At 37.3% G+C, this 16,109-nt stretch carries 14 protein-coding genes; 11 read left to right on the top strand and 3 right to left on the bottom strand.

Features of this window, described 5'->3' with window-relative positions:
• Positions 1-10: 10 nt before the first annotated feature.
• The 11 genes from J2X61_RS25935 to J2X61_RS25885 all read left to right on the top strand — a co-directional run bounded on the left by J2X61_RS25935 (position 11) and on the right by J2X61_RS25885 (position 12,028).
• Positions 11-388 (top strand): flagellar protein FlaG, encoded by a 378-nt coding sequence (locus tag J2X61_RS25935; protein ID WP_310191953.1) that lies wholly within the window; start codon positions 11-13, stop codon positions 386-388.
• Positions 389-403: 15 nt separating this feature from the next.
• Positions 404-1,882 carry a flagellar filament capping protein FliD gene (gene fliD, locus J2X61_RS25930; protein ID WP_310191951.1) on the top strand — a complete coding sequence of 493 codons (1,479 nt, stop codon included), beginning with the start codon at positions 404-406 and terminating at the stop codon, positions 1,880-1,882.
• Positions 1,883-1,908: 26 nt separating this feature from the next.
• A complete protein-coding gene (fliS, locus tag J2X61_RS25925) occupies positions 1,909-2,307 on the top strand; it encodes a flagellar export chaperone FliS (RefSeq protein WP_310191948.1) in 399 nt (132 codons plus the stop codon).
• Complete coding sequence (locus J2X61_RS25920) at positions 2,300-2,632, top strand: flagellar protein FliT (RefSeq protein ID WP_310191945.1); 333 nt, start codon at positions 2,300-2,302, stop codon at positions 2,630-2,632. Before fliS ends, J2X61_RS25920 begins: the two co-directional genes overlap by 8 nt.
• A 169-nt stretch (positions 2,633-2,801) precedes the next feature.
• Positions 2,802-4,580: a glycosyltransferase gene (locus J2X61_RS25915; RefSeq protein ID WP_310191941.1), complete on the top strand. Its 1,779-nt coding sequence runs from the start codon at positions 2,802-2,804 to the stop codon at positions 4,578-4,580.
• Positions 4,581-5,025: 445 nt separating this feature from the next.
• Positions 5,026-6,765, top strand: a complete 1,740-nt coding sequence (locus J2X61_RS25910) for a methyltransferase domain-containing protein (RefSeq protein ID WP_310191937.1) — start codon at positions 5,026-5,028, stop codon at positions 6,763-6,765.
• A complete protein-coding gene (locus tag J2X61_RS25905; RefSeq protein WP_310191934.1) occupies positions 6,758-9,028 on the top strand; it encodes a glycosyltransferase in 2,271 nt (756 codons plus the stop codon). Before J2X61_RS25910 ends, J2X61_RS25905 begins: the two co-directional genes overlap by 8 nt.
• A gap of 34 nt (positions 9,029-9,062) precedes the next feature.
• Positions 9,063-10,178: a DegT/DnrJ/EryC1/StrS family aminotransferase gene (locus J2X61_RS25900; protein WP_310191932.1), complete on the top strand. Its 1,116-nt coding sequence runs from the start codon at positions 9,063-9,065 to the stop codon at positions 10,176-10,178.
• A 25-nt stretch (positions 10,179-10,203) separates the two neighbouring features.
• Positions 10,204-10,779: an acyltransferase gene (locus J2X61_RS25895; protein ID WP_310191929.1), complete on the top strand. Its 576-nt coding sequence runs from the start codon at positions 10,204-10,206 to the stop codon at positions 10,777-10,779.
• Positions 10,776-11,789 carry a ketoacyl-ACP synthase III gene (locus tag J2X61_RS25890; RefSeq protein WP_310191926.1) on the top strand — a complete coding sequence of 338 codons (1,014 nt, stop codon included), beginning with the start codon at positions 10,776-10,778 and terminating at the stop codon, positions 11,787-11,789. Before J2X61_RS25895 ends, J2X61_RS25890 begins: the two co-directional genes overlap by 4 nt.
• 5 nt (positions 11,790-11,794) lie before the next feature.
• Positions 11,795-12,028: a hypothetical protein gene (locus tag J2X61_RS25885; RefSeq protein WP_310191923.1), complete on the top strand. Its 234-nt coding sequence runs from the start codon at positions 11,795-11,797 to the stop codon at positions 12,026-12,028.
• Between the two features lie 145 nt (positions 12,029-12,173).
• On the opposite strand, the gene J2X61_RS25880 is transcribed toward J2X61_RS25885, so the two are convergent.
• From J2X61_RS25880 to J2X61_RS25870, 3 genes are read right to left on the bottom strand one after another with little or no spacing between them, the layout of a single operon-like run.
• Entirely contained in the window at positions 12,174-14,123 is a 1,950-nt protein-coding gene (locus J2X61_RS25880) for a glycosyltransferase (RefSeq protein ID WP_310191920.1), read from the bottom strand.
• Positions 14,124-14,144: 21 nt separating this feature from the next.
• Positions 14,145-14,546, bottom strand: a complete 402-nt coding sequence (tagD, locus tag J2X61_RS25875; protein WP_310191917.1) for a glycerol-3-phosphate cytidylyltransferase — start codon at positions 14,544-14,546, stop codon at positions 14,145-14,147.
• A 6-nt stretch (positions 14,547-14,552) separates the two neighbouring features.
• The gene (locus J2X61_RS25870; protein WP_310191914.1) at positions 14,553-16,094 is read right to left on the bottom strand and encodes a CDP-glycerol glycerophosphotransferase family protein; all 1,542 of its coding nucleotides are present in this window, start codon (positions 16,092-16,094) and stop codon (positions 14,553-14,555) included.
• Positions 16,095-16,109 lie beyond the last annotated feature (15 nt).

The raw sequence follows: 16,109 nt of genomic DNA, 5'->3' as shown, positions 1-16,109 counted from the left end.
ACAATTATTTATGAATGGTGGTGCGGCTTTGGACCTTTCAGTTAATGGTAAAGAATATGCGGTAAGTATGGCTTCTTCGATAGATAGAACTCGGAACAGTTCTCTATCGACGGAAAGTAAGTCTGGTGAACCGACTGTCGAAATGGGAGAAGTAAGGTCAGTCGGAGATGATCAATTTAATAAATTAATTAATAAAGCAATTAAGGCTGCTCAAGGAATTAGTACAGAACTCGAAATCTCTGTACACAAAGAAACGAACGATCTTATTGTAAGAGTCATCAACAAAGATACCGGAGATCTTATTCGGGAAATCCCCTCGGAAAAAATGATAGACATGATTCAAAAATTTGTGGAAATGTCGGGCATTCTTATTGATAAAAAAGTGTAAAAAGGAGGGGATGTTATGGTTAATAGAATTAGTGGAGCCGGCACTTCAGGACTCGATATTGAGTCGGTTGTAACTAAGTTGATGAAGGCGGAACAAGCCCCCCTAGATAAGTTAAATAAAAGCAAGCAACTTATTGAATGGACAAGGGATAGCTACAAGGAAGTGAGCACGAAGCTTGTTGACTTACGCAACAATAAAATATTTAACTATAATACAATGTCCGCTTTGTCGGCTAAGAAAACTACAATAACAGGCGATACAAATGCATTCACAGCCACAACTTTGAGTTCGGACGCGTCAGGGAGCTTTACTGTAAAAGTAAATCAATTAGCTACGGGTGGAAGTCTAGTTTCTTCTGGAATCGGGTCTAAATCAGCTTCAACAACGTTAGCTGATCTTGGAGTTACGGATACGTCAACGATCGAAATTAATGGACAACCGATCTCCTTTAGTTCAACCGATACGATTTCTAGTTTTATTTCTAAAGTCAATAAAAATAGTGCGGCCAATGTTGTCGCAGTATTTGATTCGGCCTCAGGCAAGCTCTCCTTAACAAGTAAAACGACGGGTTTAACATCCGGTGTAACAGTATCGAGTGATCTGGAAACTGCATTCAAACTGGATACTCCGAAGCCAGGTAGTAATGCAAAGCTGACGGTGAATGGCTTGGATATTGAACAGGATAGTAACACGTATACATTAAATGATGTGAAACTAACCCTTAACGCGGTATCATCAACAGTGGACGGATCTAAAGTTACAGTTGCCACTGACACAGATTCAATCGTAAATACAATTAAATCTTTTGTTAATGATTATAATACTGTGTTATCCCTAGTAAATAATAAGTTGGGTGAGGCGCGATATTCATCTTATGAACCGTTAACTACGGACGAGAAGTCAGCGATGACAGATAGTCAGATTACAGCTTGGGAAGTTAAAGCGAAGAGTGGTTTAATTAGACGCGATTCTACACTGACTACTCTCGTTTCCAATCTTCGATTATCGGCCATTTCCTCGGTTAACGTACCATCTGGTTCAACTACGACCTCGATGAATATTACTCAGATTGGCATAACAACAGGAACTTGGTCCGAAGGTGGCAAACTCTATGTTGATGAAACCAAGCTCCGAAAGGCTATCGAGGCTAACCCGGACCAAGTTATATCGCTTTTTTCAGGAAAAGATAGCTCCGTTACAAGTACAAGTAATCCCATTACCGCTAACAATGGTGTGTTCAATAGAATGTATGCAGTATTGAAAACAGGGTTAGACGGTTTGGCGGAGAAAGCAGGTACCTCCAAGTATAGTGTTGAATTGGATCAAACATTGGATAACAATAGTTCATTAGGTAGTCAAGTGAGAGAAATTGATACTCGAATATCGAACCTGCAAAGCAGACTAAATCGACTCGAATCAGCATATTACGCGAAATTTACAGCAATGGAAAGTGCGATTAGTAAGCTTAACTCTCAAGCTAGTAACTTTGGCTAGGGAATAAATAGAAGGGGTAGAAAAATATGAATCCATCTCAATTACAAAAATACCAACAGACTTCTGTTCAAACGGCGACCGGTCCACAATTGGTGATCATGCTTTATGATGGGGCCATTCGATTTACGAAAATGGCAATCGAGGGTATTGAGCAGATGGACATTGAGAAGGCTCATAAAGGACTTCTTAGAGCACAGGCGGTAATTAACGAACTTATCGCATCACTTAATTTTGAATATGATTTATCAAAAGATTTATCAAGAATATATGAATTCATGATATATCAGTTAATCCAAGCGAATCTAAAGAAAAATAAAGCATCAGCGAAGATTGTGTTGGATCATTTGTTGGATTTAAAAGAAGCCTGGGTACAGGTTGCAAAAATGGTTTCATCCGATAAAAATGGTGTTTTAAATCATGGATGAGTTAATAAGCACTCTCAGTAAGATTACAGTCGAAATGGTTAGTAGAATCCATGAGGCTAGTTATGAAGAATTAGAAAAGTTTGTTGATGAGAGAGGCTTAGTTGTTGATCAGCTCTTGTATTATATCGATAACGGATTAGATGCAAAGAGGCTTGAAGCGATTAATGATATATTTGCTCATGATGATGTGCTGAGAGTGAAAATGGAAGAACATCGAGATGAGGCACTTCAAAAAATTAAGCAGATAAATCAAGCTAAACAGCAGAAAAAGGGCTATGAGTATCGCATGGTGACAGATAGTTATTTTATAGATAAAAAAAATTAGAAATGAGGCTGCTATATTTAGCGGCCTCATTTAGTTTTTTCAAGAAATATTTGAAAAATATACTTGTAAATTGTACTCGCAGAAATACCGATATAACCTTTAGAAAGATTAATGTTATATAAAAGAATATTTGATTTGATAGCGGAGTATCACTGAAGGAGCAAACAAAATGTCAATTGGAACACTGGCTAAAACAAGTATAGTCATACTAACTTATAACAAATTAGAGTATACACAAGCTTGTATCGAGAGTATTCGCAAGTTCACTCAACGAGGTTCTTATGAGGTAATCATAGTTGATAATAATTCGACAGACGGAACACGCGAATGGTTAGCGGAGCAGACGGACCTTTTGACCATATTTAATTCAGAGAATGTTGGTTTCCCGAAAGGATGCAACCAAGGTATAGAGGTGGCGTCTGGAGATAATATCATGCTGCTTAACAATGATATTATCGTTACTGAAAATTGGCTGCCTCCTATGATTGAAGCTTTATATAGTTCTAATAATATAGGTGCTGTTGGGCCTGTTACCAATAGTGCATATAATTATCAAGAGATATCTGTTAATCATAAAACGCTAGATGAGATGTGGAAGTTTGCTGCAAGTTATAATCGTCATGACTCCAGTCAATGGGAACGGAGATTAAAGCTCATCGGTTTTTGTATGATCATTAAAAGAGAAGCTATTGACCGCATTGGGGTGTTGGACGAGATCTTTTCACCAGGTATGTGTGAGGATAGTGACTTCTCATTCCGACTCCTTGAAGCGGGTTATGAGCTATTATTATGTAAAAATGTATTTATACATCATTTTGGATCTACCTCTTTCGGGGAAATGCCTGAGAGAACGCGAAATTTATTGGCTACAAGCAGGAAAAAGTTTCTTAGTAAATGGGGGTTCCATACAGCATATTCGACAGAAATTAGACATGACCTTATTGCTTTGATGGACGATCATGCAGAAGATGAAGCCATTCGAGTATTAGACGTAGGTTGCGCCTGTGGGGGGACTTTATTAGAAATAAGTAATAAATACAAAAATGCTGAATTGTACGGTGTAGAGAAAAATCATCACGCGGCGGTTGTAGCAGCTAGATTTGCAGAGATTTCTAATATTGATGTTGAGGATGGCATAGAGTATCCGCCACATTTTTTTGACTACGTTTTATTGGGCAATATTCTGGAGCAATTGCAAAACCCGGCAAATTTATTGCTGAAGCTAAGGGGATTTCTAAAAAAAGATGGCAAAATCCTTGCTGTTATACCTAACGCTATGCACCACAGTGTTTTGCGAGGCTTACTAAATGGTAAATGGACCTATACGGAGACAGGTATTATCGGTAGAGACAACCTCCGTTTTTTCACTCTGGAAGAACTCTTAAAGTTATTCAGAGAAGCTGGGTTCAATGATATTAAATACGGATCAGCTGTGGCGCCGCTTTCAGAGCTGGATAAAAAATGGATTGAACAGTTGTCTAATTTATCTGAATTGCAAAGTAGCAACCAGTTTATGACCTACCAATATACTCTCGTTGCGAGTCATACTGAGCCTAAGCCGAAAGTTAACGAATTGCTGCTTAATGTGGAACAAGGGAACAATAAGGAATCATCATTGAGGGAATTGACTAGTATGATTCGAGAAGGCCATTTGGACACGGCACGTATTATTAAGGCAGTTCATGAAGATCTGATTGAGAAGCAATATGTGCTTAATATACTGGCAAATATGTTTTTTGCCGAAAGTTTATTTGAAAATATAATACCTTTGTTAAATGAGTCGTTATTAGTTAACTCTGAGCATGCGGATACTCTTTTTAATTACGGGTTTATTATGTATAAAATTGGAGCTTATGAGAAAGCACTTGGATTTTTGAATTTGATAAAGATAAAGGATGAGGAGACTATCGAACTCATAAGTGCAATAAAAAAAATCAATAATGATTAAGGTTTGCTTTACAGGGTGATGGCCATAAAGAAAACCCCTTTTCTCCTACCAACTAATGGGATAAGTAGCTTACAACCAAAAGAAGTGAAGCAATCCATTTCGCAGGGGATATATATGGTGATTTAACTCATCCTTACCACAAATGGAAGTCCCAATTTACTTTCGAAGAGATATGGGATCATAATAGAATCAGTACATATGATGTCTATGTAAAATAGAATACAATTACAATAATTAAAATAAGGCGGAAGTTCGCCTTATTTTTTTATCCTCACAAGATACAGATATAATTCTTCATGTGACAAAATACGGGTGTTTTCTACAAAATGTTATTTTCTTCTTATACACTTTGGAGACTAAATAACCGATAAAAAGTAAAAGGGAAGTTTAATAAATTAGTCTAAGAACTATTTCTAACTATACATTTTCCAAGGGGAGCAACAGTATGGAAATATCAGTACCTACAAATAAATTTAGTATTATAATTATTGCTGCGGAGAATGATTTAGTTAGATTTCAATCTGTAATTTCTAATATACGTAATTATAGTGGGTATGTATCTTATGAGATCATTGTAGTAGAGAATAACTGCTCCATTGAATTGAAGGAATGGATAGCGGAACAAACATATATTTCACCAATTTTTAATGACAAGACATTGGATATTCCAGTTTGTTATAAGCTTGGTTTAGAAATAGCCAGTGGTAACAAAGTAATTTTTTTCAAAAATATCGTATTAGTAGAAGAAAATTGGATCGAGAATATTGGATGGAAATACAATGAGTCAATTACTATAGTCAATGTGGAAAATGAAATTATTCAATCCATAAATAGCTCAAATAAGGGTTCGTTTAGAGTGCTTGAGCTTGGTTGTAGTTATGGAGCAACCCTTCTAGAACTTAGAAGGCAATACCCCCAAGTAGAATTATATGGTATAGAATCTTTCCCCCATGCTGCAGAGGTTAGCGGTCTAATTGCTGATGTTAGAGTCGGTGAGCCTGAATTAGTTTGTGATGAATTCGCTAATGAGTACTTCGATTTGATTATTATCGGAGACTATTTTCATAAGATGAAATCTCCCTTAGAGACATTCAAAATATTAAAGGATCTTTTGAAAGTAGATGGGGAGTTGCTTATAAGAGTGAACAACCTGCTGCATATTTCGGTTATTAGAGATTTGCTGAACGGTAGTCTGGAAAGCAGTAGCTTAAATCATTCTACATTGCCAGGTATTATCTCTAAGTTAGAGGAAGCCAGATTTGAGGAATTAGATATTAACTATGTCCGTAACTTAAATGAACAAGATGAAGGTATTCTAACGGAGATTAAGCAATTAAGTTCAATCGAGGTACATTCTCAGTTTGAAATAGATCGTTTTATCCTCGGAGCTAGAAAAGAATTAAGGGAAAATGTTATTTTTGAGGTATTAAATAAATTAGACTACCAGAGTGCCGATTCTGAATATGTAGAGAAAGCTTTGCAATTCGATGCCAGGCTTGTTCTACAGGTTATCGATAGCCGAATTGAAACAAAATTAAGAACTCTAAATATATTGGCTGTTGCAAGCCTGGAGAGAAAGCAACTTGAAGATGTATTACTATATTTGAATCAAGCTTACCAATATGACTCCAGTGACTTTAATACGTTATTAAATCTAGCTACAGTCATGCATTCTATTAATGAGAATGAATTAGCTTTGAGATACTTGGAAGCAATCTCTGAAAAGAATGAACAAATCAAAGACTGGATACAAGAAATTAACAAGAAGATTATAGATGATAGGTACGAAAAGCTTCATGTGAAGTTCCTGCTGAGGAATATCGAACATGATGTCAATCGGGTGGAAGCTACAGCCCAGATATTAAATCTTATAAAAGAAAATAGAATCGAATTATCCTATCTGACCATAGTAATTGATAATGAGATTATAGAGAAAACAGAGTTAATAAATCGCTTGGCAGTTGAGTGTTTTCAATGCCAATTATATGAGTGGGTAATCCCTTTGTTAGAAAAATCACTTCAGTATGATCCATACCATAGTGATACCTTATACAATTTGGGCTACGTCTTATATAGCCTTGGGGAACATGCAAATGCTTTGGAATTCCTAGGGAAAATCGCTGACCGGGATCAAGAAGTTAATGAATTTATGGATCAAATCAAGGAGGAAATGGTTCATGAATGAGCGAAAAATAAGTTTCATTTACTGTGTGAATAATGAAGTGCTATATAATGAGTCCATTAAGTATATTAATTCACTGCACATTCCTGATGGATATGAAGTAGATATTATAGCTGTTACCAAAGCATTAAGTTTAACGCAAGGTTACAATGAAGGGATGAAACGTTCTGACGCAAAGTATAAGGTATACCTGCATCAAGATGTACTAGTTATAAATAAAAACTTTATTCAAGAGATAATTAATATTTTTTCACATAATGCCCAATTAGGAATGCTAGGTGTTTTTGGAGCAACAAGACTACCTGTCACAGGTATGTGGTGGAAGGCCACAGACAGAGTGGGTAAAGTCTATGAGAACAGTAGAAGTAGTAAAATGGGTCCATTTGTTGCGGGGGATGTTCAAGGTGATTACCAAAGTGTACAGGCTATTGATGGTTTAATCATGATTACGCAATATGACCTTGCCTGGAGAGAAGATCTCTTTAAAGGCTGGCATTTCTACGATGTTTCACAAGCTCTTGAATTCCAAAGGGCAGGCTATGAAGTAGGGGTGCCGAATCAAAGCACACCTTGGTGCCTGCACGATTGTGGTTCTTTAAACTTAGAGGGATATGAGGAGCAGCGAAGGATTTTCCTAAATGAATATTACAAAGAAGTTTGCCCGCTTGTTAGCGTAGTCATTCCTGCTTACAATAGACCCCATCTCCTTGAAGTTGCTATTCAAAGTGTTTTAAATCAATCATACAAGAACATAGAAATAATTATCTGCGATGATTCTACTAATTCTGAAGTGGGGAATATGCTGAAGCCTTACATGGAAGCATATCCGGAAAAGATTAATTATTTTAAAAATGAAAAACAACTAGAAGCGGAAAACTTTAAAAAGTGTTTTAGCTTAGCATCTGGGGAATATGTTAATTTCCTAATGGATGACGATGTTTTTCATGAAGAAAAAATAGAAAAAATGATGAATTACTTAGCACAGTTACCTGATGTGACACTAGTAACCTCATATAGAAAACTGATTGATGACCATGGGAATATGATTCCGGATAGACATTTTAATAGACAATTGTTTAAAGAAGACAAAATTCTAGATGGGCGGTCTTTGGGTGATCTCCTGTTAAAAACGACAAGCAATTTAATTGGAGAGCCAACAACTGTTTTATTTAGGAAAAGCTTAGTTACAGAGTTTGGTGTGTATAAAAGTAAAGAGTATTCTGTCATAAACGATTTCGCAACCTGGATTAATTTATTAGCAAAAGGTAAGGCTGTCTACATTGCTGAACCGTTAAGCTATTTCAGACAACATCAATCTCAAAATCAAAAAAACCCTAAATATATGGTTCATGGCATTTCGAATTGGTTTAACTTAATAATGGATTCTAGAAAAGATGGATTTTTGTCAAATCAAAAGGATTTTAAAGAGTCTCTTAGAAATTATTTGGCCATGGCTCAGCGAACGATTGCTACGTATAACGAACTTAATAAAACGGAAGTTTTAGTGAAGAACAGCTCTGAGCGTTATTGTGCGGAGGCGATAAACCAGCTTATTCATGCACCAGATCTTTTCCATTGTTCCCTGTGCAATCATTCTTTTGAAAAATTTAATTTTTGGCCGGATAAATTTGATGCCCCTTTATATAAATTTGAAATGTTTAATAAATATACTGCAGGATGCCCTAAGTGCAGGTCGTTTGATCGTGAACGTTTGTATAAATTATATATACAAAATGAGACTAATCTATTAAGTTCCAATTTCTCTCGGATTCTTCACGTCGCACCGGAATCTAATCTTAGAAAATGGATAAATAATATAGGATTAGATTATGTGTGTGGTGATTTATATCCTCAGGATCGTTTTATGGAGAAGATGGATATTACACAAATATCTTACGCAGATGAAAGCTTTGATGTTATCTTATGTAGTCATGTGCTTGAACATATTCCGAATGATTTGCTCGCCATGAAGGAATTATTCAGGGTACTGAAAAAAGGTGGTTGGGGAATACTTCAAGTTCCTATTGCTATAAATATCGAAAATACATTCGAGGATCCGACTATTGTTACCCCTGAACAGCGGCATATCTATTTCGGGCAAGATGATCATGTAAGAGTGTACTCTAAGAATGATTATATTAGTCGCTTGAGAAGTGTTGGTTTTGATGTCGAATTATACAATTATGCAGATAAATTTGGTGTTCATGATGCAGCAAGATATGGTTTGTCGCCAACTGATGATCTATATATAGTTAGAAAAAAGTAGTCGAAAAATATGATGAGAGATGGAGGGATGAGAGTTGATAAATGTCACGAAAACATACGTCCCAAATCGTGAAAAATACAAAGCGTACATCGATCAAATTTTTGACTCAGGGTGGTTTACTAATAACGGATCAATGGTTCAACAACTTCAAACAAGATTGCAAGAGTATTTAGGGGTTCGTAATTTACTTCTAGTTTCTAATGGAACTCTCGCATTACAAGTTGCATACAAGTTGTTGGGACTTAAAGGTGAGGTTATAACAACTCCGTTTTCTTTTGTAGCCACAACAAGTACATTAGTTTGGGAAGGTTTACAGCCTAAATTTGTTGATATTGACCAGGGCACTTTATGTTTAGATCCAAACAAAATAGAGGAACATATTACACCAAATACATCGGCAATTGTCGCAACTCATGTGTACGGTAATCCATGTGAAGTAGATAAAATTGAAGAGATTGCTAAGAAGCATAATCTCAAGGTTGTTTACGACGCAGCCCATTCATTTGGTGTTAGGTGCAATGGTCGCAGTGTGTATAGTTATGGTGATATCTCAATTGCAAGTTTCCATAGCACTAAGGTGTTTCATTCTATTGAGGGTGGTGCATTAATAATTAAGGATGACGCCCTCTATGAGAAAGCAAAGAAAATGATTAACTTTGGTATAGAAGGGCCTGAAAGAATATCTGAATTGGGAATTAATGCGAAGATGAATGAGTTTCAAGCTGCAATGGGACTATGTGTTTTAGAAGATATGAACATTCTTCTGGAACAACGAAGAAAGAAATATGAGATATATTTAGAACTCCTAGGGAGTATTGAAGGTATTGCACTGCAGTTAAAAGATACGAGTATATTATATAACTATAGCTACTTTCCTTTAGTTTTTCAAAATGAGGGGATGATGTTAAAAGTCATCAATGAGCTGTCTGAAATCGGTGTTGTTCCAAGAAGATATTTCTACCCATCGTTGGAAACTCTACCGTATATACAAAATGACCACTATACACCGATATCTCGTGATATATCCAGAAGAATCTTATGTATTCCGCTGTATAATAGTTTGGAGACAGAAGTGCAAGTTAAAATTTCCGAGATCGTAAGACAGGTTTGCAGCACTTATAAAAGTAATAAAGCGGCTGCTGTTATTTAGATAAAAACTCTGAAGGAGAGCATAGATGGCCTTCTATTCCGAAGAAGAACTAAGAAGAATTGGGTTTAAGTCTATTGGAAATAATGTAAAGATAAGCAAGTTATGTAGTGTCTACTCACCTGAGAATATCATTGTTAGCGATAATGTGAGAATTGATGATTTTACAATGCTATCTGCCAGCCAAGGAGAAATAATTATAGGTTCCAATGTCCATATTGCAGTATTTTGTGCAGTGTATGGTGCAGGTGGAGTTGAAATTAGAGACTTTGCTGGCCTTTCTTCAAGGGTGGTATTATATAGTGCCACGGATGATTATTCAGGAAGGTTTCTAACCAATCCTACAGTACCTAGCAAATATCTAAATGTAATTAAAGGCAAAATAGTGTTAAATAAACATGTCATCATTGGAACAAATTCAACAGTATTACCAAGTGTAAACATCGGCGAGGGCTCAGCAGTTGGTGCACATAGTCTAGTTAATAAGGATTTGGGTTCTTGGGGTGTCTATATGGGATCACCAGTTAGAAAAATCAATGAGCGGGCAAAGAAACTATTAGATTTTGAAGCCGAGTACTTGAGTAACAATTATTTTCGGGGGTGATTCCATTGATGTCTTGCTATATCAGAGCAATTGAATATTACTTACCGGAAAAAGAAGAGTTTAATGATCCTCAGGATCGAATGACTAAAAAAATTGGCATAACATCTAAGCACATAGCAGGAGAATCAGAGTTTGCTTCAGATCTTGCATATCAAGCGGCATTAAAGTTATTTAATACCGGGATAGATAAGCATGATATTGATTTTTTATTGTACTGCACACAGTCACCAGACTACCTCATGCCTACTACTGCTTGCATTCTTCAAGAAAGGTTAGGAATAAGCAATGAATGTGGTGCCTTTGACATAAATTTGGGTTGTTCAGGGTATGTGTATGGACTATCAGTAGCGCAGGGCTTAATCCTTAGTGGTCAGGCTAAAAATGTGCTATTGATTACTTCGGATACTTATAGTAAGTTTATTAATCCAAAGGATAGGAATGTAAAGGTATTATTTGGAGATGCGGCAGCGGCTACATTGGTTGCAGGTACTGAAACAGACGAGAGTAAATTTGGCGCATTTGTTTTCGGTACGGACGGTAGAGGTGCGCAAAACTTAATAGTTCCTGCGGGTGGTTTAAGGGTGCCTACATCCACGGAGACATTAAAAGAAAACGAGGATGAGTTCGGGAATGTTCGTTCAAAGAACAATTTATACATGAATGGGCAAGAAATATTTAAATTTGCGATGTTTGAAGTTCCAAAGGCAGTTGAGCGATTAGCTGTAAAAGAAGGAAGGACAATTCAGGACTATGATTACTACATACTTCACCAAGCTAACTTATTTATGCTAGAATCGCTGAGGAAAAGAATGGATATTCCTATTAGTAAATTTTCAATCCAGTTGGACACTCTAGGTAATACAGTTTCATCAACAATTCCCATTGCTTTAAAGAAAGAAACCGAACTCGGAAAGATTAAAGACGGGGATAGGGTGTTGCTAGCTGGGTTTGGTGTAGGTTATTCCTGGGGGGCATGCTCAATAGTATGGAAAGGTGAGAAAGGGGGATGAGTAATTTGGATAAATCGGTATTTTTGTCTTTGTTTGAGGATGCAGTAATGGTTGAAAAGCAAACTCTTCTATTCGAAATGGCGCTTAATGAAATAGAGAACTGGGACTCTCTTGCTCTAGTCAGTTTACTCACAGATATTGAAGAAAAATATTCAATAAAAACTGAAGCTTTATCCTTTAAGGGAGCTAAAACAGTCGAAGATATATATAATGTTGTAGTAAACACTCAAATGCAATAGCATCAAAGGCATCTGTTTAAATAAAAGAGCACCCTCTAGAATATTCGACGTTGGAAACCCTCCTGGGTCAAACGACGGTTAATTCTAGGAGGTGCTTTTTGTTATTGTCAGAAAAAGCCTAAGAGCCTTTATCAATCATTGTAGGTCACAAAGCTTGAATAAATGGAAGCATCTTTTCTTTCGGGAACTGATCTTCGAAGTTCTGCTTGTACTTTAACCTCTCCTCTGCATTACCGCAGCATTTACACAATAGAACATGCATGTATATCTTTTTTGGATCTTTTCCAATGCCATACTTCAAGAATTCTACTGCGTCTACATACAGATGCTGGTTTATATGATAATAAGCTAAGTTTTCGGCGCTCAGTGCATTCAGCTCATTATTATCCAAGAGCAATGAGTAGTAGTTCATTGCCACGTCGATTTGATTTTTATTATAAAAGTAATTAGCCAACTGATTGACTAAAGCTGGAGTACTGATTTGATTGACTAGCCGGTCATAAGCTTCGAACTGCTGCAGCGTGAATAGGTCAGTCAACAAAAGTAGTAAATTGCCTGTTTCATCAGACTCCGGCATATTTTCGTTTTGGTTGGATTGCTGGAGTAAGTCATTAATTAGTTGTTTCTCTTTATAGTAAGTGTGGCTCTCCGCTAATGCCAGTTGATCAATATACGTAATTGTTTCCCAGACCAAGGCTGCTAACAGAAGATGTTTCACACATTTATCTGTGTTCCTCTTCTCTTGTGGAACGTTTTGTAGATGCAAATCAAAAGCGGTGCGATCATTTAATAATATAGAAAGGCGCATTTCATCCAAAGGTTGCACAAGGTTTAAAGATCTTGCTCTTTTAATATATAACTCAATTAGTTGTAGATGCCCGATAGCCAAAAACGTCTGTAACCGAATCGAAAGATGCCGCGGGTTATCGTCTGAATAAAAATTATTCAAAAAACCAGCTAAAGAAGCGGTTGTTTCGGTAAAGGACAAAATTTCACATAATTTGATTAGTGACTGCATATCGTTCGAATCATTCATTAAAAGTTTTGTTAAATAGTAAACTGTTTTTTCAATATCTCGCTCGCGGTAATGTAGATCCTTGAGTCGCAATTGCGGAAGTTTCGAGCCGTAGTCGGGACTGATGATCCATGCGTCTTTACTCGCATTAGCTAAATGTTCGGAACATAGAAGGGCTTGTTCATATTCGTATCTAGCTTCAACGAATAATCCGAAATATTCATAAAATATAGCTCGTATACAATGGAATTCAGGGTAACCCCGAAATTGAGATAGCTTGCTTTCAACAAGATCCCATGCTTCCTTCATATTCCCGGAGTTAAATAAGGAGCTGATAAGTCCGGCAAGACAATGGATATACCACTGGAAATTCGGATTACAGCCGTTAAATCCGCGTTGGTAGTAATAAGCTGCTTTTTTATAATCCTTTTGGGAATGATACTCATTAGCCAATGTAAAGTAATCGTAGGCGGTGAATTTGCCGTCTTTTTTCATTTGTTCAAAGATGGCCATGTTCCGCTCATTTTTATTTTTTTCTTGAAGGACTTCTTTTAAGTACCCAGTATGGTAAATTCGAAACGAAATCGGATACCTCTTGAGCTGTGCATCGTGTATGGAAACCAACTGTTCATGAATCGGTCGGCTGAAAATAATCCCCTTATGATTTGGAAAAATGCGATCAGTTGTAGATTCCAGAATACTACTCTCTGCTAGAGAATCCCCGGTGAAGCTAATGATTTTAATATTAAGTACAACATCTTCTCGAGGTGTCTCCTTGGCTAACATTTCCCTCAAGTGCAGAATGTCAGCTTGCTCGACATACTCATCCGCATCCATGATGAGAATCCATTTACCGGTTGCCTTTGCAACACCTTCGTTGCGAGCGGCAGAGAAATCGTTGACCCAAACAAAATCATAGATTTTATCGGTGTATTTACGCGCGATTTCTTTGGTTGAATCCGTAGAGCCTGTATCTATGATAATTATTTCGTCGACTAGGTCCTTCACGCTATCTAGGCATCGGTCTAGGACCTTCTCTTCGTTCTTGACGATCATGCAAAGTGAAAGTAGTTTTTCCATAAAGCCTCCAAATAATGCGGGTTAAGTGGGCATGCCGGTTTGTTGATAGTGGTGACGAATTTGGCTGGAAGAGATGTTATTCGTGCGATCGAGATAAACGACGTTGCAATGTGCTTTCAAAAAATCGAATTTCCCGACCCAGTCGTTCCCTATGACAAAGGTATCGATTCCAAGTCGAATAACATCGTCTGTCTTTTGTTCCCAGGAGGACTCAGGAATTATATCATCCACATATCGAATAGCCTGCAGAATGAGTTTGCGATGCTCATAGGGGAAAAAGGACTGTTTGCCTTTGCCTGCATTAAACTCATCGGTAGATAACGCTACTGTAAGATGATCGCCTAGTTCCCTTGCCCGCTGCAGTAACAATATATGACCATGGTGCAGCAAATCGAAAGTTCCATAGGTAATGATCTTTTTCATTATGTTTTACCTGCTTATCTGGTTATTTTGTAATACGGCTAAGCTAGATTGTATGGATGCAATGAGCTGCGGGTCCGTGCAGTATCGCAAGGTTAGCTGGTAGTAGTGTAAAGCAGATTGAGTATTCCCTACACCCTCGTAGATAAACGCGAGATTATATAGAACATCTACATGGTCCTTCTGAATCATATGAGCTAATGTAAGGGTTTCGATAGCTAAGATAGAACGTCCCTCAACATAATCGATAATAGCCTGCATGCACATGATATCTACATCACCATCACCGGCAATCTTGATATATTCTTCTATCGTATCCTGAGCTTCGGTTAATTTTCCGGACTCAATAAAATCACTAATATGCTTTTTAAGCGTAACTTTCAGTTGATCAAATTCTATTTGCTTTTCGCGAGCCTGTTTTTTCTCCAGATAATGCTGTTCCAGGTACTCGTCAATGGTGTGCCATAGACGTTCACTTGCTAAGTTATCATGAAACGTATGAACCATCGATTTTATTAATTGTCTCTCATGTTCATAATATTGAGAATCCTGCAAAGAACGAATAATTTCATGCTCCAGATCGGATTGCTTGTATGTCTTGGGACCCGGTGTCCAGAATTCGTAGGGTTCGAGTAAGAAACCGCGTGATTGCCGATAGGATGCTACATCTGCCGGTGTGAAAACCATTGGTTTGTCCGTTAATAAATAGTCAAAGTAAACCGACGAATAGTCCGTTATCAACAATTGACTGCCACCCAAAACTTCGTATAGATCGGCATCATTCGATTCGAGCATCGCATTGGTCAATAAGTAAATGCCGTTGTTTTCCAGCTTATCTACGTATCCCTTGACACGGCTTTCTTCAAAGGGATGGAGCTTTACTACGAAGGTAAGCTTATTTGCAGCTAAGAACGAACCGAACGTTTCGTAATTAAATTCGTCATATCCAAACATGTTCGCCCAATCTTTATGACCTTCTGAACGTTCTAAACTATAGTGTGCTTTCCGAAAAGTAGGCATAAAAAATATGATTTTGTGATCATGAGGGATCTTGTTCTGGAAAAATCCCCGTAATTTCAACTCACTATCTGAATTAAATAACATATCATTGCGGGGCATACCGGTTATACGGTAATGACTAATTCTGTTGCCCATGCATGCATTGAAAAGCGTGTTATATAGAGGAGAATAAGATGCAATCAGATCGATATGAGTCCAATGGCGTGAAATGAATTGAGAGGAGGTCTGTTCGCCTGGGTCCATGTTAGCCATTCCTTTTAAAGGAAAGCCGTGCCACAGTTCGATATTGACTTTATCTTTGACTGTGGGATATTCCCCATGCGTAGTAATGAAGACATCGTTTTGGTGGATCTCTGCGTCTTCAGGCGTAAAAGCACGATTTTGAACTAAGGTTACCTCATACTTTTCCTTTATATAGGAAGGCATTTGCTTATATAGGACAGAGCTATTTGAGCCGGAGTTTGAACTTTTAATCATGCAAATTTTCAGCTTAGGTTTCCTCCTAATTTCTGTGCTTTTTATGCGAACCATAAGTGGTATCTCCCT

Source organism: Bacillus sp. 3255, from assembly GCF_031456485.1.
Lineage (GTDB): Bacteria > Bacillota > Bacilli > Paenibacillales > NBRC-103111 > Paenibacillus_E.
The sequence above is the reverse complement of the archived record's forward strand: the minus strand, read 5'-3'. Positions and strand labels throughout refer to the sequence as shown.

What these genes read in the sequence shown, in the direction of transcription:
- J2X61_RS25935 (WP_310191953.1), top strand. Translation starts at nt 11, where the DNA reads ATGAATGGTGGTGCGGCTTTGGACCTTTCAGTTAATGGTAAAGAATAT.
- fliD (WP_310191951.1), top strand. Translation starts at nt 404, where the DNA reads ATGGTTAATAGAATTAGTGGAGCCGGCACTTCAGGACTCGATATTGAG.
- fliS (WP_310191948.1), top strand. Translation starts at nt 1,909, where the DNA reads ATGAATCCATCTCAATTACAAAAATACCAACAGACTTCTGTTCAAACG.
- J2X61_RS25920 (WP_310191945.1), top strand. Translation starts at nt 2,300, where the DNA reads ATGGATGAGTTAATAAGCACTCTCAGTAAGATTACAGTCGAAATGGTT.
- J2X61_RS25915 (WP_310191941.1), top strand. Translation starts at nt 2,802, where the DNA reads ATGTCAATTGGAACACTGGCTAAAACAAGTATAGTCATACTAACTTAT.
- J2X61_RS25910 (WP_310191937.1), top strand. Translation starts at nt 5,026, where the DNA reads ATGGAAATATCAGTACCTACAAATAAATTTAGTATTATAATTATTGCT.
- J2X61_RS25905 (WP_310191934.1), top strand. Translation starts at nt 6,758, where the DNA reads ATGAATGAGCGAAAAATAAGTTTCATTTACTGTGTGAATAATGAAGTG.
- J2X61_RS25895 (WP_310191929.1), top strand. Translation starts at nt 10,204, where the DNA reads ATGGCCTTCTATTCCGAAGAAGAACTAAGAAGAATTGGGTTTAAGTCT.
- J2X61_RS25880 (WP_310191920.1), bottom strand. Translation starts at nt 14,123, where the DNA reads ATGGAAAAACTACTTTCACTTTGCATGATCGTCAAGAACGAAGAGAAG.
- tagD (WP_310191917.1), bottom strand. Translation starts at nt 14,546, where the DNA reads ATGAAAAAGATCATTACCTATGGAACTTTCGATTTGCTGCACCATGGT.
- J2X61_RS25870 (WP_310191914.1), bottom strand. Translation starts at nt 16,094, where the DNA reads ATGGTTCGCATAAAAAGCACAGAAATTAGGAGGAAACCTAAGCTGAAA.